The following is a 25,057-nucleotide window of genomic DNA, read 5'->3' on the forward strand; positions in this document are numbered from 1 at the left end:
GGACGGATAGTCCGCCAACAGATTTTCAGCCTGCTGAACCAGTTCATCGAAGAACCCCTCATCGTAGGCCGTGACCAAAAGGTCGAGCTTATCTTTAGGTGGCACTTTAAGCGCCTCTCTGACGGAAGTTTGTGAAGCGATTTTGGCCAGGCCCTGCCTCGCACGGGGATTATTTGGAAATCTGGACAGCACCAACTCATAAAGTGGGCGCGCACTGGTGAACTCCCCCTTGCGCACGAGCGCATCTGCTCGGAATAAAGCCTGTTCAATGGATAGTTTGACCACTGGGGTGTCTCCAAGATGTCATCATACACGTAAGGTTTGACCGGCCCCTACTGAGTGGTTTGCTTTGAATGTTAGCGTAAAATTGTCTAGAGTGGCCATGGCTGGCCGTAGGTAGAGCGAAGCGGAACCGGAGGGCACTCGTCACGTCCGTATATTACTTCGGCGAACGGATCATCGCGATACTGAACACGGTTGCCAGTCCCAGCGCCTGGCGCAGGCCAACTAATATGCTGCCAAACAGGAACTCGATATGATCGCGTGACACAAACCACACAGCCTCCGAAAACCCCGAGACGCGTCAAGTCGAAAATTTGTCCAATTTCACGTATCATCTACCGACCTGACGATAGACAATCCATGTTCAACATTGACATCCAGAACCTGGTACCGACCGGACGCCTTGAGCTCATCAACATACTCAAACACGGAAAAATTATACTGTTTATCTTCGCCATAGAGTGTTGAAAGATTGTTACTCAGGCTGTCATGGAAAAAAACAAGATGCCTAGGCGATAACTTTGGAATAAATGCCTCATGGTCAAATCGCACCTGCTCTGCACTGTGAAAACCATCGATGAATAAAAAATCAATAGATCCAAGGTTTGCAAAGTGCTGAGAGGCAACAAATTTTTGAGTTGTCAGGCAATGATGTTCAATTTCCCCGGCATCGAATTTGTCAAAATGCGACCAAACTTCCGCCTGATCCTTCCAGAAATCATCAACAAAGGACGGATCAATAAACAAAACATGTCCATCATCCGAGTTGTCCTTGAGCGCACGAGCAAACAGGATTGGCACGAACCCCCTATATGATCCAATACAAACAATTCGTTGTGGTCGCAGAGCTCGGCAGAGCCCGTAGTAGACCCATCCCAGACCAAGGTTCAGATCTGAAAGAGACTGTCCATGCCCCATGCCTTGAAAGTCTGGACAACCAAGAAAAGATTCCAGCCAACCCCTATCCATCGATCACGCGTCCAAGTACTTTATTTCGGCCGCATAGGGGCGCGCAAGCGCTTCCAATTGGTTGATGAACGCCTCAGCATAATCAGGTTTAAGGGCGATTGCCTTGTCATAGCTCGCCAGCGCATCGTCGAGACGCTTGAGATCCTGCAGCGCATTGCCACGGTTGTAGAACGCATCGGCATAATCAGGTTTAAGGACGATTGCCTTGTCGTAGCTCGCCAGCGCATCGTCGAGACGCTTGAGTGTTGATTGTCGTTGAGAAGTGACCCGTTATTTTCACTGAGAAGTGACCCGGGTGGTTGGTATATCCCGCGTTGCGGGTTTTGGGTCAAGAGGTTGGTTTTTCCTTTCTGTTTTTGGGCGCTGCGGCACTGGCGCGGAAGCGGAAGCTGTCATTCCCGGTCTCAAGGATGTGGCAGTGGTGCGTAAGTCGATCGAGCAAAGCGGTCGTCATCTTGGCATCACCGAACACACCGCCCCATTCGCTGAACGATAGATTGGTGGTGATGATGACGCTGGTCTGCTCATAAAGCTTGGAGAGCAGATGGAACAGCAGCGCGCCGCCTGATGGACTGAACGGCAGATAGCCTAACTCGTCGAGAATGACGAGATCAAGGCGCAGCAGGCGCTCGGCAACCTGGCCAGCTTTATTCATAGCCTTTTCCTGTTCCAGCGCATTGACCAGATCAACCGTGGAGAAGAAGCGGACCTTTTTGCGGTGATGCTCAACAGCCTGCACGCCAAGCGCTGTAGCCATGTGGCTTTTACCTGTCCCGGGACCGCCGATCAGTACGATATTGTCGGCACCGTCTATAAAATCTCCACGATGGAGTTGACGGATGAGGGCTTCATTCACCTCGCTGGCTGCAAAGTCGAACCCGGCCAGATCCTTGTAGGCCGGGAACCGGGCTGCCTTAATGTGGTAAGCGATGGATCTGACCTCACGTTCGGTCATCTCCGCCTTGAGCAGCTGCGAGAGGATCGGCACAGCCGCTTCGAACGCAGGGGCACCCTGTTCGATCAGGTCGCTGACGGCGCCAGCCATGCCGTACATCTTGAGGCCGCGTAGCATGACCACGATCGCGGCGCTGGCGGGATCATGACGCATGACGCGCCTCCTTGTTCCGGAGGGCATCGTAGCGCCCGACATTGGCTAGAGGCTCGCGCGCAAGGCGCAAAGCCTGTGGTGCATCTATAGGGGTTGGCGGGATAGCTTTGCCATCGGTCAAACGATGCAGGATATTGAGAACATGGGTCTTGGTCGCCACCCCAGCATCAAGGGCAAGCTCGACCGCGCATAGCACTGCCTGCTCATCATGATGCAGCACAAGCGCCAGTATCTCGGCCATCTCCCTGTCGCCGCCAGGCCGCTTGAGGATCAGCCCTTGCAACTGCCGGAACGCTTGCGGCAGTTCGGTGAAGGGTGCCCCGTTACGCAAGGCACCGGGCTTGCGTTGGATTACTGCCAGATAGTGGCGCCAGTCATACACCGTTTGGCCGGGCATATGGTGCGAGCGCTCAATAATCCGAACATGCTCGCACACGATCTGCCCTTCGGCAACAACAACGACCCGGTTCGGGTATATCCGCAGGCTCACCCGCTGGTTCGCAAACGATGCCGGCACGCTATAACGGTTACGGTCAAAGTTCACGAGGCAGGTCGGGGATACCCGCTTGCTGTGTTCGACAAAGCCGTCGAAGATACGGCCCTGCGGCATCAAGCTGGCGACTTCCTCGGCATGCACATCAGCCACGGTACCAGGCAGGCTACCGTGCTTGATATGCCCCCATTGCGCAATGCAATGTTCCTCCAGCCAAGCGTTCAGGGCATCGATATCGGGGAAGCTGGGCCCAGAGGCACTAAGGGGCTGCCACAGCCGCCGCCGCGCATCCTGCACGTTCTTCTCGACCTGTCCTTTCTCCCACCCCGAGGCCGGGTTACAGAAGTCTGCTTCGAACAGGTAATGGCTCGCCATAGCGGCAAAGCGCGCATTGACCTGTCTGACTTTGCCCCGGCCAATGCGATCGACCGCCGTCCTCATATTATCAAAAATACCCCGCTGGGGAACACCGCCCAGCACCCTGAACGCCTCAGCAAGCGCGTCGAACAGCATCTCGTGGGTCTGAAGTGGATATGCCCGAACAATGAACGCTCGGCTGTATGATAGCTTGGTATGCGCTACCTGCAACTTGGTCTGCCTGCCACCTATAATGGCCCAGTCTTCGCTCCAGTCGAACTGGAAGGCTTCACCCGCCGCAAACACCAAGGGCACAAAAGTGCCGCGTCCGCTGGTCTGCTGCTCGCGTTGGCGTTCAGCCTTCCAAGCGCGCACAAAGGCTGCAACCCGCTCGTAGGAACCGTCATAGCCCAATACCACAAGATCAGCGTGCATCTGCTTGGCTGTGCGCTTCTGCTTTCGCGACTTGCCAACCTCAATCCGCAGCCACCCCGACAGCTTCTCTGCAAACGGATCAAGCTTGCTCGGCCGAACAGAGGCCCTGAATACCGGTTCTAACGTGTCTGCACGTAAATACTTGCGGATCGTGTTCCGCGACAATCCTGTCCGCCGTACAATCTCACGGATCGGCATCCCTTGCCGAAAACGCCAGCGACGTATCACACTCAATAAATCCATGTTGATCACTCCTCATCCCCCCAACCGGTCGGTCAGGGTGTGGTTCAAACATGGGTCAAATCTCAGTGAAAACTTATGCCCCTAACGGGTCACTTCTCAACGACAATCAACAGTTGTAGGCATCCGCTCCATTGGCTCACCGAGATTAATTCTGGTCCACTCACCGTTAGCCGAAACATAATCACCGGCATCATATATGGAGACGGTACCACTGGTATTCGGAGTTGGCGTCGAACCGGCTTCAATAACTAGAATTTCTCGGGTGAATTCAAAGGCGATTGCCATAATAAAAAAGGCAATCATCCACTTATTTAAGCCTTTAGCGTAGTCCCACAACCTAGCCATAACTGTCTGCCCTTATTCTAGCCCGCTTATGCTCTAAGCGTTCCCCATAGATCCGCACTCAGCACCCTCACCGCCCCAAAATCAAGCTGGTAGTTCCAAATGTTCTGTCTGCGAGATTAATCTAGAAAGATCTCACGACCCTATCTTCTCACTGCGTGGCTCTAACCACAACTAGACTATAGCTGAGGTTTTCTCTCGCATCATATGGCATTGTAGCATTTATCGATCACTACCGAGCCTACCTTTTCACCATTTTTATCAACATACAAATATGAATAGCTAGCGCCTGATTTCACCATCAGGTGGGTCACAGCATTGCGACATATCGCTGCATTGGCATCATATTTCGCCATCACGACCATACCATCCCAATCAACTTCGTCAGCTCGAGCGGCAATGACGTATGTGTATGTAAGAGCGGTATTGTCGATCTTTGCGCTAATGACCTTTGTCCGATCGTCTATTTTCAAAGGACCCTCAGTCCGAAAATATTCCACTTGCTGCTCGTGTTCATATTTAATGCGAGCTTGCGTGAATAAATGTACGGCTCCTTGCCTGATCAGGATATCATCGCTGGGATACCACATTGAGGCGGAGGGAGTTGCCAACGCCTGACTGATGAAAGCATCTGATAATCCAGCAGCCTCATACGCCTCTGTCACTTCAGGAGATTCGGACTGCGACTCAAGGTCACTAAGCCCTAGAATCTTTGGGCTGTGAAAACCCAATGCCGCATTGATATCAAACATCCTAATTTTGCCCGAGAGGAAGATAAACGTACACGCTGAGGAACATTCTCCGGCAGCCACAGTGTTAAGTTTTCGTTTGGAAATAATTGAAGCTATCGCAACCCCAGCGTTAGTTCGACCACCAAACGATGATATCGATACTTGATCAATATCAGGATGTTGATCAATCAGGGCTTGAAACCGTTCGGTGACCTTATGCGTTATAGTCCCGTCGATATGTAATGTACGACCAGTGACCTTTAGCGTAGCTGGCGGCCCAAGAGTTTCAATTCCTGCTCGTACTATCAAGGTTTGAAAGACGGGAAGTGTTGCTCGGCTAACTTCGGAAGCAAAGCCCAATGCACTAAGCAGCACCAAGAGTCTTGCCGTAAGCGACCACTTCAACGCACCACCTTTCTTCTGGTAGCTTGTTGCAGACCGCCAGATGCCTAAGATGCTCCAAACGAAGATGATTATCGACACACAGTATAGTGTCAGTGTGGCAAACATCCACGAATTCTCAGACAGGTCGCTGTAATCAAGCTCGTCCGTTACATAGACGGTCATTACGGCAACGACGAGCGCAGTTAGCAAGCCGTTTACCCAGAATGATATGGGAAGTGACAGGCTTCCTCGCCAGTGTCCTCGGACATATCCGGCGATGCACATTGGCGCTTGGCGGTAACTGTTGATCATCGACAAGCTTATTTCAGTCACCCTTGTAATTTAACTGTTCCCAATCACGAGCCAGCTCTTGTGCTTTAAAAATCTCTGCTGTTGTCATTTTTCTAGCAGCAATGTCTAGGATCTTCACTGCATCATCCTTCTCACTACAAATTCAAGACTTTGCACGTCACTACTGCAATCGAAAATAGCGTTTGCTAGGTCGCTGACTTCAACAGATGAAATGGCTCGTTCTCCGGTTTTCTTACTGTTGAGGATAGCAACATCGGCGGCTCCTCCGTAAATGGCTGAGTGAATTATCTCGTTTCGATCTTTTGCCAAATCTTGACAGCGGAGAAGAAGTTTACGGACACGGTGCTTCTCATAAGTCGAGGGGCAATCGGGGGTAAATGCCTGTACAAGCTGCTTCCTAAGGTGCTTTGCTTTGTCAGAAAAGCGAAGGTGTTTCTTGTCGTTGAGCTCCGGGTGATGCTCCGCCACGATTTCAAAAAGGTTATCCAGACTTTCCTCCAGATACCCATAGTAGATAGTCATAAATCCGATAGCTTTGACGATATCACCTTTGTCGTGCAGCGGCATAAATGACTCCCGGTTCACGCCGAAATTCAGGCGAATAACGCACTTGTATCCGCTTTAACATCGTTAACGCTAAAAAGCAGAAGAGACAGTCGGCGCAACCAATGATCACCTTGATGGATGTCGGTCATCGTGTATCATTCTTTTTTTCGCCAGAGAAGGGTAAGACAAGGCGGAAAATGCAGGACAGCGAAGACGCTTGCTGTGGAATGGCGGAATGATTTGCTGAAAAAAATTGCCTGCCTGTTTTATAATTGAAAACGAGTTGAGTAACGCATTTAATGGTATTTCTGCCCAATAGGTGAAAAATGACCGAATTTCCTAAATCTAAGCAATACGAGCGGACCAGTCCTTGGTCGATTAATGCAAACGGACGTGCCTACTCGATTGATCCGTGGTCTTTTCAATCTACGAACATCACGATCCTAGACCTACGTTTAAATACTAAGGGTCCAAATAAGTGGGGCTGGGATAATGATCAAGTTTCGCAAATTGTTGGAATGGCGAAGTTTCCCGACTTCGGATTTATTGGCGGAGAGGACTATCCGAATAGATTGCTAGAAATGGGCGAATACGTCATTTTTCCTATTGATGACGAGGCAATAGAAACTGAGTTTCAGAAAGGATTACAACACTTTAAGTCTGCCCTTGGTGATTATAGAGATGAATTTGACCAATTGAGTCCGATTGAAATCAGTGAAAAATTTGGAGATCCGCATAAATGTGGCGTTTGTAGAATAACGGGAGGTCTATGGAGCGATGGTTTTTTTAGAATATATGTCGGAAGAGATATCTTTGATCAAATATCATCAGAAATATTAAGGACTGGTGTTTCAGAAATAAGCATAAGATTTAGATTATGGAACGCTTATGTTGATGGAGAATTTTACCCGCATTATGCATATGGAAATAAGGCGCACTTATATACGAGATTATTTCTGCAGAAAGAACAAAAAATTGGACTATCTGATTATGTAAGCCACGGAATTATTGATGAGATAAACATAAATTACTCGTATGATAAAATTTTAACTAATTCTGGATTAAATTATGAGAAAGATAAAATTATAGAGTTAAGCAAAAATATTATAAAATTAAAACAAAACTTAGATTCATTAAATGAATCTATTTCTAAGATTTATTTAGTATTAAAATCTATCTTCATATTTGCATTAATTATTTCAGTTATATTTGCAATCTGGCGCTGAGAAAGACCCAGTGGTTGTGATTGACATTTTCTGCTGCTCGTAGACACTGAGGACCACTCAGGGGAGTAAGTTATGAAGAAGATTGGCTACCTGAATTTTATTCTGATCGCCTCATTGGCATTGTCCGGATGTCAAAGTCCCGAAGACGTAGCCGTAGAAGCTTGTTCAAATAGCATAAAAAGGGATCTCAAAGCTCCGTCAACGTTTAGCATAGCTGACCAAAGCGTTTACTATTCCCCCGCTGCTCCGCTTGGAGGTGATGCCAAAACGTCAAAGTATCAATATTTGCACCTCACAATATCGTATGATGCAGAAAATTCGTATGGGGCACCGCTGCGTTCGGAACAGAAGTGTGACTTCTTGGTAAAGGACGGGGAGATACCAGACGTTTCGAAGCTGAATTTTCAGAGGGCTCTCAACAGCGGCGTAAACGCTTTGACTTGTTCAGAAAAAACTAAGGCATCGCAATCGTCTGACCAACCAGTGGTTTGCATTGCTCCACCAGAATTGAAAAAAGAATGCTGCCTACCTTCGGAGCATTACAAAACACAAACTGGGGCTATACTCTGGAAGTAGGTTAGGAGCACCTGACTTCACCATCAGGTGGGTCATAGGTTTCCGGCATATCGGAGTATTGCCATTACGACGAGCTTATCCCTCTTGCCTCTCAGTTTCTAAATTTTATTTTGGTAATTTGGCTTAGCGATAATATGCCCGTAAGGCAGCTTAAAAGCTCATTTTCGAGGAACAAACTATGGAGCGGGGACCTAAAATATTCTTTGGCGCTACTGCTGTTGCCGCCATCTTTGTAGGCATTATCAGCGCCGTCAGCGTCACTAAGGATGACCAGTCAAAGTGTGACGATGCCATTCATAGCTGGAAGATGGCGCTTATCGATAAAGACCTCGGCATCGCAGAATTGAGAGTGGCCACGGCGCTTGGAAAGGAGCCAACCAAAGCTATCATCACACGGGCAGCCAGCAACGATATTAGCGAGCGCAGTGAGATGATGAGGAGCTGCGATCCTGAGAGATATCTGAATGCGCTTGAGACCCAAGCTGCAGAAGAGCAAATTGACCGAATGACTGCTTTTTAAGCTACTTAAGCTACCCATCAATCCACCTTCCAAAGTGAAACATCGGTCCCATCTCTATCCAGAAACTAGCCCAAAAATCATCTTAACTATCTGTAAAACCAGTAGAATATGACGAATTTTACACAGCTAAAAAATGCACAAATCGTGCACACGACCCAGAAACATACCATAAGTTATTGATTTACAACGATTATTTTAATCGTTGTATGCCCTCCGAAGGGCGGCGGCAGAAACCCCGAATTCGCTCACTGCCTCGTTTCTGTCCGTCGGGGTTAAGGTCATACCAATCTTGGTAACCGCATCTTCAATCGCTGATCACGGCAGCTGTGCGATTCTGCTCGGACACGCAAACATCACAACGACTGCGCTTTACTGCGATGTGACGGATGAGCAATTACTCACAGCAGCGAATGCTAAATTCTAATTATCCAAACAAACAAATTTATAGGCAGCGTACCCATTAGACAAAGTGTCATTCTTTACAGGTTCCCAAGCTCCATACTCAGTATCATAGTCAACCTTACCATTACTGTGATAAATATCAGCCCTCTTAACCCTGCTGGTATTTTGCTTACAGTCCGTTTCGATAGAGCTAATGATCTCCTTCACCCCATCCGCATCGTTACTCATAATAACCTTATCTTTATAGGAATATACATCGCCATTTTTTTCGAGGGAGTGTTTGTCGATGAACATTTTCACCTCTCCCATCCCCTCTACATTTGAAGAACCCCCAACCAGAACCCAATCCGATTGAATGTCTTCAACAACAGAGCCAGAGCATCCCTGTAAAACCACGAAAAAAGCACAAATGCCGAAACAACGATTTCCCATATACCCCCCCCACGCATAGAGCGCATCAATCCCACAAAGATTCCCAGACTGCCCGAAATCCCACAAAGCCACATTTTCTACATTTTGACTGATAAAGACCATCAGAATTCAAATGCGAACTACGATCCTCTATATCTATTTGAAGGCTTACTTTGCTTCGACAACTTACGCACCTGTGCTGCCGAACATACGATGATCCATCTTCAAATACTACACTGACCGCCGATTTCTGCTGCCACACACCGCACTTTTCACACTCGTAGATCTTGTAGCCAAGATCGCTCAACTCACCACTTTTACCTAATAGCAAAGCTCTGAATTTTCTTGCCTCCGCACTACCACAATATGCTCTGACAGCATCTTCATCACTATCAAACCCGCACATCCCAACGCCTTCAGATAGCGCCATTTCAAAGCCGCATTTATCACAAGCCAGTCCAACGCCTGTACCCATCGAGCTTTACTCACTGAATTTACACCAAAATATAGTCGCTAAAATCGCATTGAACAATAGCACTGGGACGACAGTGTACAAGCTGCGAATTAGTCACACCAAAGATACGCTCAGACTTCTGCCGTTATCCGATCCGGCATATTCGAATGACACAAGACAACTAAAGCGACCACCAAAAATCACCTTAACTATCTGTAAAACAAGTAGAATATTGAGAATTTTGCACAGCTAAAAAATGCACAAAACGTGCACACGACCCATAAATGCATCATAAGTTACTGATTTATAACGATTATTTTAATCATTAAGCGCCCTCCGAAGGCAGAGGCCAGAGGTTCGAATCCTCTTGGGTGCGCCATTTTTTCAATGATTTGGCAACTTAACGACATTAATCGCAACAGAAAAATAAGCCTGTAGCAAGCAATAAGGCTGCTTTAGTATGGCTAGACAAGATTACGGAAAGATGCCGTGAAGGTAAGGCACGCTATCGGCAACCTTCACCCAAAGCGGACGTGCCGGTAACGACCCGATAGCGGCTTATTAGCCCGTTTGTATCGCCTCGCTGATCAGCGCCGCATTGATGGCAATTTAGAGGCCGGTGCCTACGAAGAAGAACCGCCTATCCGACTTGAGCACCCGTGCCGCGTCCCAACCGTTCCGAATCAGGAAGGTCCAGGCCGTGGCGGCTGCGGTAGCCGGGACCGCCAGGGCCAGGCTCAAGAGGTGGGTTTTATCCATCAGGCTGAGCCCATTGGTTTCGCCCAACATCTCCTGAACCGAGCGCATGTTAAGCACAATGGCGAACAGGACGCCGCCCAAAACGCCCAGCCGCGGGGTGAGGTACTCGTTATCTTTGTCGTCCATCAGAAAGCTCAGGAGTGTAAGTATCGAAGCGATGTAGACGGGTCCGACCAGCTTTAAGAAAGTCCAGACGTCCGATCGTTCGATGTCGATAACGATCTCTAGGTGTGGATAAAGCGTTTGCTGGGCATCGGGCCGAGCCGGGTCTCCGAACGCGGTGCCAAAGGCCTCCTCGCGCGTCTGGACGACAAAGCGCTTAATGTCCCAGCCTTCGACCTGCAAATTGGGCGACACTCTCGAACCCCGGTCATCGGCGACATATTTGAGCGTGCTGGCTTCGTCGATGGAATCTTCTACGACTATGCGCAAGGTGTGGCGGTCGAACGGATAGTTTCGGATGTCGAAGGGCTGGCGATAGTGGCCTGTGATCTTCTGGTTTGACCAGAGGCCGAAGTCTGTCGCAGAATTAAATTCCAAGGACTGGACCTGATCTTGGGCATTGATCCAGTCGGCGGCCTTGAGCGCGTTCTTTCCGTTGTTGCAGACGCTCCAAGCCCAGATGTCGGCCCCAAACCGGCGGGCACGGGTGTCGATATCGTAGAGATCCGCCAGGTAGACACCGACCTTGCAGACGGTCTGGGTCTGACTATTGGAGGGGGTGGTCTCCTGCGCTTGGACTGGTACGGCAACTGACCATAGCAGTATCGCCAGAAAAAACACGCCGATACGCATACAAAATCCCCCCAACCGAACGGGTGGCTCAGCAACCGCCACGGGCGGGATAGGCAAGCCTCAGGCCGAATGGGTTCGCCCAAGGGCCTTGCCGCCGCCCTTTATTCGTCTTGTGCGTCTTTTGGCGGCTCAAGGAACAAAGTTGGAAGCGCTCTAAAGACGGACAAAGGGGTCGATCTTCGAAGGTGTCTGGACGCCGCCTTCAAGAATTAGTTCATCGGCCACATCACCCTGTCCGCTTTGCGTCCACAAGCAGACAGGCAAGTTTCCAACCACTTTCGGTGGTTGGGTCTTTTTGTAAAATTGTGTCTGCTATTGTGCGATCCGCAAGCGCGGGAATGCCCGACGTTGAGCGCAAAGCGGATATTGACATCGCTTCTTAATCCTATCGCCTATGTGATCGGCGTCGCATCTCCGGCGCACCCCCGCCCCCTCCACAAAAAAGCCATATGCGGCGACCTAGCTGCGCTGCGTCGGCTTTCCAAAGGCATTATATGCTACACCAAGCAGCGCGATCATGACTGCTTCAGCTATAATCGGCGGGACTGTCGTCGGTGCAGTCCCATCGAGCGCGATGCTGACGAAACGCCCGAGAAGCGCAAATGTGAGAAGCGTCAGTGGCACCATTAGGGGGGCCCGCTCTGCGCGCCACGCACCGATCAGCGAAAAGATAGCCCCTGTCAGAAAGAAGGCGGGGAAGTCGGCGCGCATCGTCGCCATTCCCTGCGTCCCTAGCGGAGAAAGCGCAAATTCAGCTGCCATTTTCGTCGGATTGAACAGGAAACTCAAACCAATAACGATATTCAAAAGACCAACGAGGCCAATGACAAACTGCATTATTCTTTTCATGTTTTCCGTCCTCAAAAATGGGCAAAGGTGCACAGATGTCGTCCTTCGCCTGGCAATATGGCATTGATAATGTCATTAGATTGCGTCAAACAGGATGACAAGACAAATAGGGGAGGATATTTATGCGCACGCGCACCAAGATAGTGTTGGGGGTTGCCGCGCTGGCATTGATAGCGGGCATCACTGTCAAAACGCAGCAAGCGGCTATAGCCACTGCTCTGTTCGAGCGCGCCGTGGGCGAACGCGTTGGCCGCGATACGACCGCAGCCTTACCCGATGGCCTCCACATCGCGCTGTGCGGAACTGGCTCGCCCCTCCCCAGCCCCAGCCGTGCCGGTCCATGTAATGTTGTGATCGCGGGCAAGCAAATCTTCGTCGTTGATATTGGCGAGGGCGGCGGGCGCAACATCAACATGATAGGCATCCCTACAGGAAAGATCGCGGGCGTTTTGCTCACCCATTTCCATTCGGACCATATTGACGGCATGGGTCCATTGATGATGACCCGATGGGTAAGTGGCACGAACATAAGCCCGCTGCCCGTGCATGGGCCAAAGGGCGTAGAAGCTGTGGTCGCTGGCTTCAACGCCGCTTACACCATGGATAATGGCTATCGCACTGGCCACCATGGTGTCGCTATCGCCCCGCCAGGCGGCGCAGGTGGCATAGCCATGCCCTTCACCGTTCCCCAAGCGGGCAACAGCAACAATGTGGTCGTGCTGGACAAAGACGGACTTAGAATCACCGCGTTCCGCGTCGATCATGGCCCGGTTGAACCGTCGGTTGGCTACCGCTTCGACTATAAGGGCCGTTCTATCGTGATCAGCGGCGATACCAAAAAATCCGCATCGCTCATCGCCGCGTCAAAGGACGCAGACCTGTTGGTGCATGAAGCGTTGCAGCCAAAGCTGGTCAAGATGATAACCGCAGGACTGGAGAAAAAGGGCCTCAAGAATCTGGCGCAGATCACCCACGATATCCTCAATTATCATGCCAGCCCCGAAGAAGCCGCCAAGTCCGCAAAGGAAGCGGGCGTCAAGCAACTGGTGCTCAGCCATATTGTCCCTGCAATCCCGTCCAAATTCTTCTACCCCGCTTTTCTGGGCGACGCAGCCAAGCTTTATGGTGGGCCGATTGTGGTGGGCGAAGACGGCATGATCTTCACATTACCAGCAGGCAAAAGCGGGATTACCCAAGACAATTTAATGTAAGGCGCCCCCCGAATGTACGCAATTAACGGAGCGCTGGGCTCACCCTATTCAATGAAGATGCGCGCGCTCATGCGGTATCGGCGCATTCCGCATATGTGGGTGCACGGCGCAGAATCGCGGGATGCACTCAGCAAGGTCAAGGCACCTGTCATTCCCGTGCTGGAATATCCCGACGGGACATTTCACAATGATTCAACCCCGCTCATCTATGATCTGGAGGCGCGGCACACCGAACGCTCAGTTATCCCGTCCGATCCGGCACACGCATTCATCGCGCATCTGATTGAGGATTTCGCGGACGAGTGGGTGACAAAGGCAATGTTTGGCTATCGCTGGCTGGAGGAAGTGGACCAGATCCAAATGAGCCGCTGGCTCGCTTTTGACGCGATGAAGGGCGGCGGGCTGGCGATCAGCCAAGGCTTTGCCGAACATTTCCGCGCGCGTCAGGTCGGCCGCATGGCGATTGTCGGCTGCACGGCTGAAAACTTCCCGCTGATTGAGGCCTCGACCCGCGCGATCCTAAGTGCGCTGGAGGCGCATGTAGTGGATAAACACTGCCTATTCGGCACACGGCCCAGCATAGCGGAATTCGGGATGTATGGGCAATTGTCCCAGCTTGGCGTTGATCCAACTGCACAGGCGATGATGCGCAAAGATTTTCCCTATAGTTTCCGATGGCTGCTCCATATTGACGACATGTCGGGAATCACCGGGGAATGGGATACCGAGATCGCAGGTGCCGATGCGCCCTTTGCGCCGATTATCACCGCGTGGCTGAAACAGGTGGGCAAAATCTATATGCCCTTCCTCCTTGCCAACGCCGCCGGGATAGAAGCGGGAGATGAAACATTCAGCATCACGGCCATGGGCCTGCCCTACACGCAAGGCGTGTTCAAATATCAGGTAAAGTGCCTCGCCGATTTGCGCGCGCGCTATGCCACTTTGGATAATGCCGCGCGGGCGAAGGTCGATCCGCTGCTGGCAGAGGCGGGCTGCCTTGATGCTTTGCTGAGCCAATGACCCTGAAGGGACTGGCAACTTTATGGATAGCGTTGGCGTTGCTCGGCCCGGCAACGCCGGGCGCGCAAGCGGCACCAAAGAAGCGCCCCAATATTGTCATCCTCCTTGCCGATGATTGGGGCTTTAGCGATGTCGGGGCATTCGGCGGCGAAATTGCGACACCCAATATCGACGCGCTTGCCGCCAAGGGTGTGCGTTTTTCAAACTTCCATGTGGCTGGATCCTGCTCACCAACGCGCGCGATGCTGCAAACGGGCGTGATCAACCACCGCGCTGGTCTGGGCAATATGCCCGAGACAATTCCACCGGAACATCTGGGCAAACCTGGCTATGAAGCGCAACTCAACAACCGCGTGGTAACCATTGCTGACCAGCTACGCGCGGGTGGCTATCGCACCTATCTGACGGGGAAATGGCATCTGGGGCACACGCCCGATACCGTGCCGACGGCGCGCGGCTATGATCGGGCGCTGGCGCTAGCGCAATCGGGCGCGGACAATTTTGAAGATAAACCCAATCTGCTGATTTACGACAAGACCGAATGGAGTGAGGATGGAAAGCCCGCAAAACTGCCGAAGCGCTTTTACTCCTCAACCCTGATTATCGACAGGATGATCCGCTATATCGACAGCGACAGGGCAAGCGGAAAGCCTTTTTTGGCATCCGTCAATTTCATCGCTAACCATATTCCGGTGCAGGCACGCGATGCTGATATTGCGGCTTATGCCGGGCGCTACACAGATGGCTGGAGTGCACTGCGCACCCAACGCCGCGCCGCTGCGGTCGCCAAAGGCGTAATGCCCGCAGGTGTTGCAATGGTAACCATGGACAGCAGCGGTGACTGGTCGAAATTGTCGGCACAGCAGCGCCAGCAACGTGCAGGTGCAATGGCCGCTTATGCGGGCATGGGCACAGCGATGGACCGCGAAATCGGCCGATTAATTGCGCACCTAAAGGCCATCGGCGCATATGAAAACACCATCTTTGTATTTCTGTCTGACAATGGCGCGGAAGCCACTGATCCCATGAACATGGGCGCATTCGCGCGCTGGAACGCCAATCAACTCTATGATCAAAGTATCGGCCAACAGGGACGCCCGGGTTCGCTGACCGCGCAAGGTGCAGGGTTTGCGAGCGCATCGGTCTCCCCGCTGCGTGGATATAAGTTTACAGCGAACGAAGGTGGCTTGCGTGTTCCGATGATTATAGCCTGGCCGGGCAACCCCGCGATCAAGGGTGGCAGCGTTGCAACAGGTTTTGCCCATGTCACCGATATGCCGCTGACGTTGCTGAACCTCGTCGGGGTCACGCCGCAGCAAGGCAGCTTCTCCGGACGCCGCGTCGAGCCAATGACTGGGATGGACCTAACGCCTTTGCTCACCGGGTCTGCAGTGTCCGTCCATGCGGCAGACAAGCCTTTGGGGTATGAATTGTCCGGCAATGCGGTGTTGTTCAAAGGCGATTACAAGCTCGTCAAGAACCTGCCGCCTTATGGAGATGGCCGCTGGCGGCTGTACAACATCACCACCGACCCCGGCGAAACCAACGATCTGTCAGGTTCCGACCCGAAACGTTTTGTTGCCATGCAAGAGGATTATGCCGCGTTTGCCAAGGCAAATAACGTGCTGCCGATGCCAGACGGGTACACCGCGCCCAAACAGATTTTCGCCAACGCCCTGCGCACATTGCTGATCCCACGACTTATCGCGTTGTGGCCAGTGGGCGCGCTATTGGTTATGGCAACAGCCGCCGCAATCTGGTGGCGCAGACGGCGCGCTACACGGTGAAGGGCTATTGGCCCAGTCCCTGGCCCTGCGAGGACGGCGGTCCTCGCCGGTTACAGTCAACGCCGGATCCCCTGGCCCTGGCAGAACCTTCCAGTCTGCGGCTCGCGGCGACCTCGCGGCGCCGATTGATGACGACGATGACCGTGCTAGGCGATCCGGGGGAGATTTTTCTGCTTACCCATCAGGCGCTGCGAGCACAGATCGGACTGCCTACCACCGCGCAGGTCGAGCGTATCGATCCGTTGACGCTGCGCCCTCTCGCACGCAGCCCGCGCCTCAACGGCGGCCCGATGTGGCCGGGCGGGATGGCCATTCACCGTAATGGCGATCTTTACACCGTCTATGGGCGCTACATCCATCGCCTAACCCGCGCAGATCTAACTGTCCGCGCAGCAGCCAGATTACCGGTCGATCAGCCCTACAACAGTTTCGTGATCCTCAATTCCGGGTTGATTGTAACGAAGAATCTCTCCCTTCACTCCACAGCGCAACTTTGCGTGATTGATCCGGACGATTTGACCATGGTCTGCCCGCCACTTGATTGCGCCGAGCCATCGGTGGCGCGGCTCACCTCCGTTGGCAATACCGTCTATGTCGTGGGTGTGCGTACAGTGACCCGCTATCATTGGGATGGCACTGCCCTGCGGCGTGACGATAGCTGGGTCTGCCCCTATATCGGCAACAGCCAGCGTAGCCACGGCTGGGATGCGGTGATCGGGGACCGTCACCTATGGCTGATGGACAATGGCCAGCATCGTTATCGCACAAGCATGGTCGGGCGCGGCGTTGCGCAGGCACCCAATCGGCTCATCCGCGTAGCACTTGCAGACGCTGACGACTGGCAGTGCATCGACGTCAGCGGTTTGCCGGGTGGCAGCATCACCAACCCGCCGATCTGGGACGAAGCAAGGCAGATCGTCATCGCATATGACAGCGCCAATCGCGTCATCTGCGGCTTCCGCTTCGAGGAAGAGAAGCGCGCGCTCGTACCTCTGTGGAGGCAAGATGGTTTGGGCTGCGCCAGCCATATGCTGCATTTCCCTGAAAGTGGCCTAATTTGTACCAATGATTATCAGAGCCGCGAAGCAGTCGTCCTGCTCGATATCTCCAGCGGAGCGACGGTTGCGCGAGTCGAAACAAGTGGGCTCATGCAAGGCGTGGTGTTTCCGTCACCCGGCTGGAACCAAGATTTCTATTGGTGCTCGATGGACCAAGTGACGCGGATCGCATTTACGTGATCCGCGCCGCTGAAGAATAGCCTGGCATGTTCGAGACTTAGGGTCAGGACCTATTAAATCCACCTTCGCGGTTTGAGGCCATTTTGTCCAGTGCAAGGCGGCAAGCGCAGGACTTAGTGGTTCTAAGTCCAAGCTTGCCAACGTGGCCATGGACAAAATGGGTCAAATCCGAAGGACGCCAAAATTGCTTTGATCTCGAAACAAAATACCCTTGCAGGCAGAATGACTGCCCGCAGCGGACATTTTGCTCCGATATCTTTGCCATTTTGACGCCGCGAAGGTGGATTTAATAGGTCCTGACCCTAGGCATATGACGGTAAAGCGCATCACTGTGCGAGGTTTACCCGCCGGTCATCACCTGCGCTGCGATGAAATTTTGGATCAGCTCGACAAGCTGTTCGGGCTGATCTTCCTGACAGAAATGGCTGGCGTCAATCCGGCAATGTGGCTGCCCCTTCGCGCCGGGAATGCGGCGTTGAATTTCCGCATCGAGATGACCCAGCACCTTATCCTGACTGCCAAAGCAGGTGAGCACTGGTTTTTCAAAACGTTCAAGCTGTGCCCAAGCGGCGACGTTTTCCGCAACCGAGAGATGGTCAGGGGTCACAGGCACGAGCAAAGGAAATTGGCGCGCGCCGGCCTTAAAACTCTCATCTGGGAATGGCGCATCATAGGCGGCGATCTCGGCGCTGGTCAGTGCGCGATTACAGCCACCATTAACAATCCGACCGCTCTTAAACTCGGGCGTGGCCTGGCTGAATGCGCACCAAGCATCGAAGCCTGGACCAATGTTGTCGCCAACGGGCAGATAGGTGTTTGAAATCACCAGCCGCGCAAAACGTTCTGGAAAGGCCGCCACCAGTCGCAGCCCAATCAACCCACCCCAATCCTGACAAAACAGCGTGATGTTGTGCAGATCAAGCTGCGTCAGCCAGTCGCTCATCCACGCAACATGGCGTTCATAGCTATAATCGTCACCACTGGCAGGCTTGTCAGACTTGCCAAAGCCGATCAAATCAGGGGCCAGCACCCGATGGCCAGAGGCAGCGAGCGAGGGCACAAATTTGCGGTAGAGATAGGACCAAGTCGGCTCTCCATGAAGCAGCAGGATCGGCGCAGCGTCGCGGGGGCCTTCATCGACATAATGAAGCCGCAAGGGTTGCGTATTTTGTGCATCAACCTCAAGATAGTGTGCAGCGAAGGGATAGTCCGAAAGGTCGGCGAAAGCGGCTTCCGGGGTTCGCAAGACCTTCATGGCTATCTCACTTTTAGGATGCAGTCGACGAAGCCTTGCGGGTCATTTTCCTGAATGAAGTGACCGCCTTTTAACGTGCAATGCGGCTGGCCCGCAGTGCCGGGAACACGGCCGATGAAACGGCTCTCGCCGCCGCGCGTGACGGGGTCACCATCGCTGAAGCAGCACAGGAATGGCTTTTCCCATTGCTCAAACACTTGCCATGCGCGCTTCTGATCGGGGATCGCGATATTATTTTCAAACGGAACGAAGCTGGGGAATATCCGCGCTCCGGCCTTATAGCTGCTGTCGGGGAACGGCGCGTCATAAGCGGCGATCTCGGCAGCGCTGAGTGCGCGCTTTGCCCCGGCGTTGACGATTCTGCCGATCGGAAAAAACGGGCTCCATTGGGAAAAGGCGCGCCAAATGGCAAAAGCGCGCGGTGCCGGGCCGCCTTCGGGCAAGCCGCCATTGGACAGGACGACGCTGGCAAAGCGATCTGGCATTTCTGCGACAAGGCGCAGGCCGATTAGCGACCCCCAATCCTGACAGACGAGCGTCATGTTGCTCAGGTCAAGCGCCTCGATCCACTGACGCATCCAGCCAACATGGCGAGCATAGCTATAGTCGGTTTTTTTGGTTGGCTTGTCAGATTTACCAAAGCCAATCAGGTCAGGCGCGATAACGCGATAGCCTGCCGCAACGACCGGGCCAATCATATGGCGATACAGATAGCTCCAGCTTGGCTCACCATGCATCATCAGCACCACCGGCGCATCGCGCGGCCCTTCATCCACATAATGCACGCGCAATGCTGTGCCGTCCGAGGGATCGGCAATCTCCACATAATTTGGCGCAAAAGGAAAATCGTGGATATCGGCAAAGGCGCTATCGGGTGTGCGAAGGACTTTCAAAAATTAACCCCTAAAACAAATTATATTGACACTTTAAATGCCATATTATGAAAGGCGGGTCAAGGAGTCGGTCCAACCTTCTTCATATCCACCAGCCGGAACCCGATATGGTCGGTCCCCAGCCCGCGTTCCTGAAACTGACGCGCGGCGGGACGATAACGCGCGCAATAATTGGCGGCGCAAAGGTAAGATCCGCCTTTGATGACATTAACCTCCTCGCTGGCATCGGCGCGCGCGCCGCTGGCGCTCGTCCATTCCCACACATTACCGATCATATCGTACAGACCAAATCCGTTGGGTTTAAAACAGCCCACAGGGGCGCGTCCGACATAGCCGTCGGTGTTCAGGTTTTTCACCGGAAAGACGCCTTGATAATAATTAGCTTGCGGTCGGCCCTGCGCATCAACTGGCTCCGGCAAAGCCGCCGCGCCGCCACGCGCGGCATATTCCCACTGCGCTTCACTCGGCAATTCTTTGCCCGCCCATGTCGCATAAGCCTCTGCATCCTGATAGGCGATCTGGACAACAGGTTCGCGGTCTCGCCCGACGATGCTCTCTTTCTGCCCGGAAGGATGTCGCCATTGCGCGCCCGGCACCCAGCGCCACCACCGCGGGTCAGCGTCCGACGGGACATTGAACACAGCAGAACCCGGAACCAGCATGTCTGGCGGTGCATTGGGCAGCTTGGGCGGATCGCGCTCCGCTATGGTCTTGTAACCAGTCGCCTGTACAAAGGCCGCAAATTCGGCGTTGGTGACCTCATTTGCATCGATCCAGAATCCCTTGACCTTCACGGTCTGCGGCGGGCCTTCCTCCGGGTAATGGGGATCATCACCCATCACGAAACTACCGCCGGGCACCCAGACCATATTGTTACCCGACAGGCCAGTGCATACTGTTTCGGGCGGCCCAGATGCATCGGTGCAGCCAGACAGCGCTAAAACCAGACCCAGAGCAAGACCGAAGCGTTGCATCAATCCTCCGGCATGGCGGCAATAGCATCGCCCAGCAAACGCCGCACGACAGCCTTGGCATCGTCAACAGGCAGTTCCTGATCATGCCGTAACAGTCGCCAAGTCTGGAAACTCAATATGACATTAAGACCATGGGCCCCCGCCACATCGGCCTTCACCATCGCGGGTAAATACGCCTCAATGGTATCAGTTTCGAGCCGCAGCATCCGGCGATAGTCTTGCATCAGATAGGGCGACTGGAAACGTTTAAGATTGGCTGAAATCCGATAAGGCAAAATGGTTTCGAAAACCACCGCCCGACGATCCGCGATGTCGAACAGCTTTGCCTGCCAAGTAGCGCCCGTTGGCGGCTGCAGGATGATGGGCATCACCTGCGCCTCAATCACCTCGCCCATTTCACGGTACAACCCATCCATATCGTCAAAGTGTCGGAAAACCGAGCGGAGCCCGACGCCTGCCACCTCCGCAACACGCGCAGCGCTGGGGGCGACTTCGCCCTTGCCCACCAGGTCGAGCAAAGCAGCGACGATCTTTGAGCGGCTAGACCGGCTGCGCTCGCGGCGACCATCGGCGTGCTGCGCTGTCAGGCGAGCTGTCATTTTGTGCGATACATTGGCCATGCGTTCTAGCCTTGCGGCAAAAAGACCCGCGCGCAAGCCACAAAAGCGATTGCAAATATATTTTGGCACAATTAATGCCAATAAAGCTCCACTGCGGTGTTGGACGGGGATAAAGCTAAAAATGTCGAAAAATATGCTCATTTTGACGGCGTCGGCACTGCTGCTGTCTGCTACACAGCTGTCAGCGCAAGACAATGTGCGCGAAGCGTGCATGCCGGATATCCGCAAATACTGCTCTGCAGAATTGGGCACTTTTAGCCGCGAAAAAGTCCGCGCCTGCCTCATCAAAAATATCAAAAAAACGTCACCCGCCTGTCAAGCGGCAGCAAAGGCGCGGCGCGATGCCGAGCGCGCCACAAAGAAAGGCAGTTAGAGCCATGACTATTTGGATAATCTGGGGCACGGCGCTGCTCGCTTATGGCGTATTTCGTCTCTGGTATGACAACTGGTCCGACCCACTCAAGCCTGCCGAAATTGATGCGTTTCTTGCGCAAATGGCAGGGCGTTTTAAGGGCACAGGAAATAGCGCCGATGTTATGCGTGCCTTCCTCGAAGCCGATGATGGCCGCGAGTTTGTCATGCTCAATCTGGTCAAAGCGCAGATGGAGCAGGTTGAGGACCCCAAAACGGGGCAAATGGTTCAAGGTTTTGATCTGCTCAAGCGCTATTCGAAACGCTTCATGCCGGTTCTGTTCCGCACTGGCGGTCATCCCGGCATGGTCGGACGCAAGGTTGGCGGATATATCGATGCGTGGAACACCGAGGCGGACCCCGACTGGACGATCTTTGGCCTGATGCGGTACCGCAGCCGCCGCGACATGATGAAGCTGGTGATGAATCCTGCGTTTATGGAAGGCCATCCGGATAAGCTGCTTGGCACTTTGGCGACCTTCTCCTTCCCGACACAGCGGGTGGTGTCCTTTTATGTAAGCCCACGCGTGACGGTTGCGCTGGTGCTGGCGTTGATCGCAGCCCTCAGCCATATCGCCCTGCTGACATTTGGCTGATGACATTACGGACGCAGGAACGTCACTGGGCTCTCTGGACCCGGCAGCGTTGGATGCGGCTTGCCACGGTCAACGCGCTCCTCTCCACCATCGCGCTTATGCTCTCGGCCTATGCGCCTGAACCTGTGGCGCCAATCGTCCGGATCGGTGCCCAAGTCCAGTTCATGCACAGCATGGCTAGCATCGCTTGTGCCACATTCATGAATGTCGGCGCAGACGCCGCGCGCCACGCGCCGGCCTTTCTCCTTGGCGGATCGCTTTTGTTTGCGGTGCATCATTATGGCGCAGCAGCCGGCCTTTGGGGGTTGGCCAATGGGTTGATCGGTTTTGCCGCGGTCATGATGGCAAGTGGCTGGATGATCATGCTCGCAGCCGGGCGGAATATCGATACGTAAAGTAGAGATGGGGGAGACATTGGAGATGCGCACCATTCTGCCGCCGAGCACAAATAACCAATATCGTGGTTCCCGCTACGCCGCGTGGTTTTTGGCCGCTTATGGCATTGGCTGGATCATACCGGGGATGATCCACAGTTTCCTGCCCGATGGTGGTGCGGGTGTTATCGCAGGGCTTGATCTCAGCCATAATCCAACGTTGATCTTTAGCATGTTTGCCTGGGCTGGCGCGACACAGATTGCACATGGCATAGTCACGCTGGCGGTCGCGTTGCGTTACCGCGCGCTGGTGCCGCTGTTTCTTATTGTGTCTTTCATCGAGCGCCTATTGCTTAGCTGGTCGGGCTGGATAAATCATGCGCCAGTCAGCGGCCATCACCCGCCCGAACACTATGTTAGCCTGATTTCGCTACCGATAATTCTGCTATTTCTGTGGCTGTCCGTGCGGCAATCACGTCAAACCCAACCGGAGAGCCCAGCATGAAAAAATGGATATGGATCGGGGCATTAATGCTGTTGATCGGCGCGGGCTATTTGGGTTTTCAGCAGTATAAAATCTATCTGCCCGGCATCATTGGTGAATGGCGTGAACCCATTGCCGAAAACCGTCCCGTTGCATGGGCGCAGGGTCCTGCGGTGGCACCATCGGGCGAACGTCCGCCTAATGTCATCCTGATTGTCGCCGATGATCTGGGGATGAACGACATTTCGCTGTACGGTGGCGGCGTTGCCGGAGGCGCGGTGCCGACCCCCAATATCGATTCCATTGCCAAACAGGGCGTCAGCTTTGCCAATGGCTATGCCGCCAATGCCACCTGCTCGCCGTCGCGCGCGGCCTTAATGACCGGGCGTTATCCAACACGGTTCGGTTTTGAATTTACCGCTGTTCCAGCGGCTTTTGTTTCAAGCCTGGCGCACACGAATGGGAATTCACCTTATCCAACCATCTATCATAAAGAGCTTAACCACGACCTGCCGGCCTATGCCGATATGGGGGTGCCCAATGCGGAGATCATGTTGCCTGAGGTGCTGAAAGCCAAGGGGTATCATAACATCCACATCGGCAAATGGCATTTGGGTGAGGCCAAGCCATTGCGGCCAACGTCACAGGGTTTTGACGAAAGCATTGGTATGCGTTCCGGCGGCGATTTGTTCATGGCCGAAGATGACCCGCAAGTCGTCAATGCAAAGCTGCCATGGGACCCGATTGACCGCTTTTTATGGGCAAATCTGCCCTATGCCGTCTATTGGGGGAACAGTCAGCGTTTTCGCCCCAAAGGCCATCTGACCGACTATTTCACTGACAATGCATTGGCCGCGATTGACGCGAACAAGAACCGGCCCTTCTTCATGTATCTCGCCTATAATGCCCCGCACACCCCGTTGCAGGCGCTGAAATCGGATTATGACGCCCTGCCGCAGATCACGGATCATACGCAGCGCGTCTATGGCGCGATGATGCGCCAACTCGACCGGCGGATTGGCGATGTGTTGCAAAAACTGAAGGACACCGGCCTCGACAACAATACTTTGGTTATCTTTACCAGCGACAATGGCGGCGCGTGGTACACAGGTATAAAGGACCACAACACACCCTATCGCGGGTATAAAGGCACCTTTTTTGAAGGCGGCATTCACGTGCCGATGCTGATGCGCTGGCCGGGCAGAATCGCGCCGGGTACCGTGCGCAATGACGTGGCCCAGCATCTGGATATGTTTGCAACAATTGCAGCGGCAACGGGCGCAAGCCTGCCCACTGATCGCAAGATGGACAGCTTCAACCTGCTTGGCACTGGGCCAAAACGCGACATCACCTTCTGGCGTTCGGGCCATTACCGCGTTGTCCGCGCAGGGGACTGGAAATTGCAGATTTCTAAACGTCCCGAAAAGGCATGGCTGTTCAACCTTGCCACCGATCCAACCGAGCAAGTCAATTTGGCCGCTAAAGACCCCGCGCGCGTGGCGGAACTTCGCAAGTTAATCGAAGCCCAAAATGCCGGACTTCCCCAACCGCTATGGCCCGGCTTACTCGAAGGCGCGATCCGCATCGATGTGCCGCTCAATGCCCAATGGAAGAAGAATCAGGTATATGTCTATTGGGCCAACTGATCGCGTAGGGATGCGCGGGCGCAAAGAACGGGTTGGGCGCGCCGGTTACCTTCATTCTTAATATGGTTCACGCAGGAGTCGAAGGCGGCCGGAGGCCAGCCCCGGAGGACGTAGAATATTGCCCTACCCGTCGTCCTAAAACACCGTCGCACCAGCGGAGGCTGGTCCCCATCACGTATGTCTGGGGAGACCGACGGGCGAGATAGGCCCCAGCCTGCGCTGGGGCGACGATGGCAACTATGGTGACAGGTGGGTTATGCCCTCAATAGCTTCACCTATCGCCTTTTTTCCCAAAACTCTGCGTCATTCCCGCCTGTGCGGGAATGACGACGGGTGAAAAGTCAAGCTAAGCGA

At 53.4% G+C, this 25,057-nt stretch carries 26 protein-coding genes; 11 read left to right on the forward strand and 15 right to left on the reverse strand.

All coding sequences use genetic code 11. From position 1 onward, the window contains the following. From Q0N43_RS09005 to Q0N43_RS09040, 8 genes are all read right to left on the reverse strand, one after another. Nucleotides 1–285: tetratricopeptide repeat protein (locus tag Q0N43_RS09005; RefSeq protein ID WP_295445565.1), on the reverse strand; the 285-nt coding region annotated here is incomplete at its 3' end. Nucleotides 286–606: 321 nt separating this feature from the next. Then, the gene (locus Q0N43_RS09010; RefSeq protein WP_366845960.1) at nucleotides 607–1,251 is read right to left on the reverse strand and encodes a class I SAM-dependent methyltransferase; all 645 of its coding nucleotides are present in this window, start codon (nucleotides 1,249–1,251) and stop codon (nucleotides 607–609) included. A gap of 3 nt (nucleotides 1,252–1,254) precedes the next feature. Then, nucleotides 1,255–1,473: a tetratricopeptide repeat protein gene (locus tag Q0N43_RS11530; protein WP_366845961.1), complete on the reverse strand. Its 219-nt coding sequence runs from the start codon at nucleotides 1,471–1,473 to the stop codon at nucleotides 1,255–1,257. A 106-nt stretch (nucleotides 1,474–1,579) separates the two neighbouring features. Further along, nucleotides 1,580–2,359 carry an IS21-like element helper ATPase IstB gene (gene istB, locus Q0N43_RS09020; RefSeq protein WP_295445571.1) on the reverse strand — a complete coding sequence of 260 codons (780 nt, stop codon included), beginning with the start codon at nucleotides 2,357–2,359 and terminating at the stop codon, nucleotides 1,580–1,582. Beyond that, the gene (gene istA, locus Q0N43_RS09025; protein ID WP_295445573.1) at nucleotides 2,349–3,887 is read right to left on the reverse strand and encodes an IS21 family transposase; all 1,539 of its coding nucleotides are present in this window, start codon (nucleotides 3,885–3,887) and stop codon (nucleotides 2,349–2,351) included. Before istA ends, istB begins: the two co-directional genes overlap by 11 nt. 96 nt (nucleotides 3,888–3,983) lie before the next feature. Next, nucleotides 3,984–4,232 carry a hypothetical protein gene (locus tag Q0N43_RS09030; protein ID WP_295445575.1) on the reverse strand — a complete coding sequence of 83 codons (249 nt, stop codon included), beginning with the start codon at nucleotides 4,230–4,232 and terminating at the stop codon, nucleotides 3,984–3,986. Between the two features lie 200 nt (nucleotides 4,233–4,432). Beyond that, nucleotides 4,433–5,527: an ATP-dependent Clp protease proteolytic subunit gene (locus Q0N43_RS09035; RefSeq protein ID WP_295445577.1), complete on the reverse strand. Its 1,095-nt coding sequence runs from the start codon at nucleotides 5,525–5,527 to the stop codon at nucleotides 4,433–4,435. 243 nt (nucleotides 5,528–5,770) lie between these two features. After that, nucleotides 5,771–6,223 carry a hypothetical protein gene (locus Q0N43_RS09040; RefSeq protein ID WP_295445579.1) on the reverse strand — a complete coding sequence of 151 codons (453 nt, stop codon included), beginning with the start codon at nucleotides 6,221–6,223 and terminating at the stop codon, nucleotides 5,771–5,773. 305 nt (nucleotides 6,224–6,528) lie between these two features. Between Q0N43_RS09040 and Q0N43_RS09045 the strand changes: the two genes are divergently transcribed. Together Q0N43_RS09045 and Q0N43_RS09050 are read left to right on the forward strand one after the other, a co-directional pair. Then, on the forward strand, nucleotides 6,529–7,428 hold the full coding sequence (locus Q0N43_RS09045) for a hypothetical protein (protein ID WP_295445581.1): 900 nt from the start codon (nucleotides 6,529–6,531) through the stop codon (nucleotides 7,426–7,428). 754 nt (nucleotides 7,429–8,182) lie between these two features. Further along, on the forward strand, nucleotides 8,183–8,524 hold the full coding sequence (locus tag Q0N43_RS09050) for a hypothetical protein (protein ID WP_295445583.1): 342 nt from the start codon (nucleotides 8,183–8,185) through the stop codon (nucleotides 8,522–8,524). A gap of 420 nt (nucleotides 8,525–8,944) precedes the next feature. Here Q0N43_RS09050 and Q0N43_RS09055 read toward each other — a convergent pair whose 3' ends face one another. The 3 genes from Q0N43_RS09055 to Q0N43_RS09065 all read right to left on the reverse strand — a co-directional run bounded on the left by Q0N43_RS09055 (nucleotide 8,945) and on the right by Q0N43_RS09065 (nucleotide 12,194). Then, nucleotides 8,945–9,460, reverse strand: coding sequence for a surface-adhesin E family protein (locus Q0N43_RS09055; RefSeq protein ID WP_295445585.1), 516 nt, complete (start codon nucleotides 9,458–9,460; stop codon nucleotides 8,945–8,947). A gap of 940 nt (nucleotides 9,461–10,400) precedes the next feature. Next, nucleotides 10,401–11,345, reverse strand: coding sequence for a hypothetical protein (locus tag Q0N43_RS09060; protein ID WP_295445587.1), 945 nt, complete (start codon nucleotides 11,343–11,345; stop codon nucleotides 10,401–10,403). Between the two features lie 459 nt (nucleotides 11,346–11,804). Further along, nucleotides 11,805–12,194, reverse strand: coding sequence for a DUF4345 family protein (locus Q0N43_RS09065; RefSeq protein WP_295445589.1), 390 nt, complete (start codon nucleotides 12,192–12,194; stop codon nucleotides 11,805–11,807). A 122-nt stretch (nucleotides 12,195–12,316) separates the two neighbouring features. Here Q0N43_RS09065 and Q0N43_RS09070 point away from each other — a divergent pair, with 122 nt between their 5' ends. The 4 genes from Q0N43_RS09070 to Q0N43_RS09085 all read left to right on the forward strand — a co-directional run bounded on the left by Q0N43_RS09070 (nucleotide 12,317) and on the right by Q0N43_RS09085 (nucleotide 17,450). Beyond that, a complete protein-coding gene (locus Q0N43_RS09070) occupies nucleotides 12,317–13,405 on the forward strand; it encodes an MBL fold metallo-hydrolase (protein WP_295445591.1) in 1,089 nt (362 codons plus the stop codon). 12 nt (nucleotides 13,406–13,417) lie between these two features. Further along, nucleotides 13,418–14,425, forward strand: coding sequence for a glutathione S-transferase family protein (locus tag Q0N43_RS09075; protein WP_295445593.1), 1,008 nt, complete (start codon nucleotides 13,418–13,420; stop codon nucleotides 14,423–14,425). Beyond that, nucleotides 14,422–16,212, forward strand: a complete 1,791-nt coding sequence (locus Q0N43_RS09080; protein WP_295445596.1) for an arylsulfatase — start codon at nucleotides 14,422–14,424, stop codon at nucleotides 16,210–16,212. Before Q0N43_RS09075 ends, Q0N43_RS09080 begins: the two co-directional genes overlap by 4 nt. Nucleotides 16,213–16,340: 128 nt before the next feature. Next, nucleotides 16,341–17,450, forward strand: coding sequence for a hypothetical protein (locus Q0N43_RS09085; protein WP_295445598.1), 1,110 nt, complete (start codon nucleotides 16,341–16,343; stop codon nucleotides 17,448–17,450). Between the two features lie 340 nt (nucleotides 17,451–17,790). On the opposite strand, the gene Q0N43_RS09090 is transcribed toward Q0N43_RS09085, so the two are convergent. From Q0N43_RS09090 to Q0N43_RS09105, 4 genes are read right to left on the reverse strand one after another with little or no spacing between them, the layout of a single operon-like run. Next, nucleotides 17,791–18,705, reverse strand: a complete 915-nt coding sequence (locus Q0N43_RS09090) for a haloalkane dehalogenase (RefSeq protein ID WP_295445600.1) — start codon at nucleotides 18,703–18,705, stop codon at nucleotides 17,791–17,793. A gap of 2 nt (nucleotides 18,706–18,707) precedes the next feature. Next, nucleotides 18,708–19,598: a haloalkane dehalogenase gene (locus Q0N43_RS09095; protein ID WP_295445602.1), complete on the reverse strand. Its 891-nt coding sequence runs from the start codon at nucleotides 19,596–19,598 to the stop codon at nucleotides 18,708–18,710. A 59-nt stretch (nucleotides 19,599–19,657) separates the two neighbouring features. Further along, entirely contained in the window at nucleotides 19,658–20,572 is a 915-nt protein-coding gene (locus tag Q0N43_RS09100) for a formylglycine-generating enzyme family protein (protein WP_295445604.1), read from the reverse strand. Next, complete coding sequence (locus Q0N43_RS09105) at nucleotides 20,572–21,192, reverse strand: TetR/AcrR family transcriptional regulator (RefSeq protein WP_295445606.1); 621 nt, start codon at nucleotides 21,190–21,192, stop codon at nucleotides 20,572–20,574. Before Q0N43_RS09105 ends, Q0N43_RS09100 begins: the two co-directional genes overlap by 1 nt. 121 nt (nucleotides 21,193–21,313) lie before the next feature. Here Q0N43_RS09105 and Q0N43_RS09110 point away from each other — a divergent pair, with 121 nt between their 5' ends. Genes Q0N43_RS09110 through Q0N43_RS09130 form a run of 5 tightly spaced genes read left to right on the forward strand, consistent with a single transcriptional unit; the run spans nucleotide 21,314 to nucleotide 24,703 of the window. Continuing rightward, nucleotides 21,314–21,565, forward strand: a complete 252-nt coding sequence (locus tag Q0N43_RS09110) for a hypothetical protein (protein WP_295445608.1) — start codon at nucleotides 21,314–21,316, stop codon at nucleotides 21,563–21,565. A 4-nt stretch (nucleotides 21,566–21,569) separates the two neighbouring features. Continuing rightward, nucleotides 21,570–22,199 carry a hypothetical protein gene (locus Q0N43_RS09115; RefSeq protein WP_295445610.1) on the forward strand — a complete coding sequence of 210 codons (630 nt, stop codon included), beginning with the start codon at nucleotides 21,570–21,572 and terminating at the stop codon, nucleotides 22,197–22,199. Beyond that, complete coding sequence (locus tag Q0N43_RS09120) at nucleotides 22,199–22,594, forward strand: hypothetical protein (protein WP_295445612.1); 396 nt, start codon at nucleotides 22,199–22,201, stop codon at nucleotides 22,592–22,594. The genes Q0N43_RS09115 and Q0N43_RS09120 overlap by 1 nt, the downstream gene beginning before the upstream one ends. Before the next feature lie 25 nt (nucleotides 22,595–22,619). After that, on the forward strand, nucleotides 22,620–23,078 hold the full coding sequence (locus Q0N43_RS09125) for a hypothetical protein (protein ID WP_295445615.1): 459 nt from the start codon (nucleotides 22,620–22,622) through the stop codon (nucleotides 23,076–23,078). Further along, nucleotides 23,075–24,703: a sulfatase-like hydrolase/transferase gene (locus Q0N43_RS09130; RefSeq protein WP_295445616.1), complete on the forward strand. Its 1,629-nt coding sequence runs from the start codon at nucleotides 23,075–23,077 to the stop codon at nucleotides 24,701–24,703. The genes Q0N43_RS09125 and Q0N43_RS09130 overlap by 4 nt, the downstream gene beginning before the upstream one ends. Nucleotides 24,704–25,057 lie beyond the last annotated feature (354 nt).

Origin of the sequence: Sphingorhabdus sp. EL138 (assembly GCF_945882965.1) — a bacterium.
In the GTDB taxonomy this organism is placed as follows: Bacteria; Pseudomonadota; Alphaproteobacteria; order Sphingomonadales; family Sphingomonadaceae; genus Sphingorhabdus_B.

Excerpts from the sequence above, each read along its gene's own strand:
- Q0N43_RS09065 (WP_295445589.1), bottom strand. The coding sequence starts at position 12,194 with ATGAAAAGAATAATGCAGTTTGTCATTGGCCTCGTTGGTCTTTTGAAT.
- Q0N43_RS09105 (WP_295445606.1), bottom strand. The coding sequence starts at position 21,192 with ATGGCCAATGTATCGCACAAAATGACAGCTCGCCTGACAGCGCAGCAC.
- Q0N43_RS09100 (WP_295445604.1), bottom strand. The coding sequence starts at position 20,572 with ATGCAACGCTTCGGTCTTGCTCTGGGTCTGGTTTTAGCGCTGTCTGGC.
- Q0N43_RS09045 (WP_295445581.1), top strand. The coding sequence starts at position 6,529 with ATGACCGAATTTCCTAAATCTAAGCAATACGAGCGGACCAGTCCTTGG.
- Q0N43_RS09055 (WP_295445585.1), bottom strand. The coding sequence starts at position 9,460 with ATGGTCTTTATCAGTCAAAATGTAGAAAATGTGGCTTTGTGGGATTTC.
- Q0N43_RS09085 (WP_295445598.1), top strand. The coding sequence starts at position 16,341 with ATGACGACGATGACCGTGCTAGGCGATCCGGGGGAGATTTTTCTGCTT.
- Q0N43_RS09050 (WP_295445583.1), top strand. The coding sequence starts at position 8,183 with ATGGAGCGGGGACCTAAAATATTCTTTGGCGCTACTGCTGTTGCCGCC.
- Q0N43_RS09115 (WP_295445610.1), top strand. The coding sequence starts at position 21,570 with ATGACTATTTGGATAATCTGGGGCACGGCGCTGCTCGCTTATGGCGTA.
- Q0N43_RS09090 (WP_295445600.1), bottom strand. The coding sequence starts at position 18,705 with ATGAAGGTCTTGCGAACCCCGGAAGCCGCTTTCGCCGACCTTTCGGAC.
- Q0N43_RS09110 (WP_295445608.1), top strand. The coding sequence starts at position 21,314 with ATGTCGAAAAATATGCTCATTTTGACGGCGTCGGCACTGCTGCTGTCT.
- Q0N43_RS09080 (WP_295445596.1), top strand. The coding sequence starts at position 14,422 with ATGACCCTGAAGGGACTGGCAACTTTATGGATAGCGTTGGCGTTGCTC.
- Q0N43_RS09030 (WP_295445575.1), bottom strand. The coding sequence starts at position 4,232 with ATGGCTAGGTTGTGGGACTACGCTAAAGGCTTAAATAAGTGGATGATT.
- istB (WP_295445571.1), bottom strand. The coding sequence starts at position 2,359 with ATGCGTCATGATCCCGCCAGCGCCGCGATCGTGGTCATGCTACGCGGC.
- Q0N43_RS09040 (WP_295445579.1), bottom strand. The coding sequence starts at position 6,223 with ATGCCGCTGCACGACAAAGGTGATATCGTCAAAGCTATCGGATTTATG.
- Q0N43_RS09120 (WP_295445612.1), top strand. The coding sequence starts at position 22,199 with ATGACATTACGGACGCAGGAACGTCACTGGGCTCTCTGGACCCGGCAG.
- Q0N43_RS09125 (WP_295445615.1), top strand. The coding sequence starts at position 22,620 with ATGCGCACCATTCTGCCGCCGAGCACAAATAACCAATATCGTGGTTCC.
- Q0N43_RS09060 (WP_295445587.1), bottom strand. The coding sequence starts at position 11,345 with ATGCGTATCGGCGTGTTTTTTCTGGCGATACTGCTATGGTCAGTTGCC.
- Q0N43_RS09010 (WP_366845960.1), bottom strand. The coding sequence starts at position 1,251 with ATGGATAGGGGTTGGCTGGAATCTTTTCTTGGTTGTCCAGACTTTCAA.
- Q0N43_RS09070 (WP_295445591.1), top strand. The coding sequence starts at position 12,317 with ATGCGCACGCGCACCAAGATAGTGTTGGGGGTTGCCGCGCTGGCATTG.
- Q0N43_RS09035 (WP_295445577.1), bottom strand. The coding sequence starts at position 5,527 with ATGACCGTCTATGTAACGGACGAGCTTGATTACAGCGACCTGTCTGAG.
- istA (WP_295445573.1), bottom strand. The coding sequence starts at position 3,887 with ATGGATTTATTGAGTGTGATACGTCGCTGGCGTTTTCGGCAAGGGATG.
- Q0N43_RS09075 (WP_295445593.1), top strand. The coding sequence starts at position 13,418 with ATGTACGCAATTAACGGAGCGCTGGGCTCACCCTATTCAATGAAGATG.
- Q0N43_RS09130 (WP_295445616.1), top strand. The coding sequence starts at position 23,075 with ATGAAAAAATGGATATGGATCGGGGCATTAATGCTGTTGATCGGCGCG.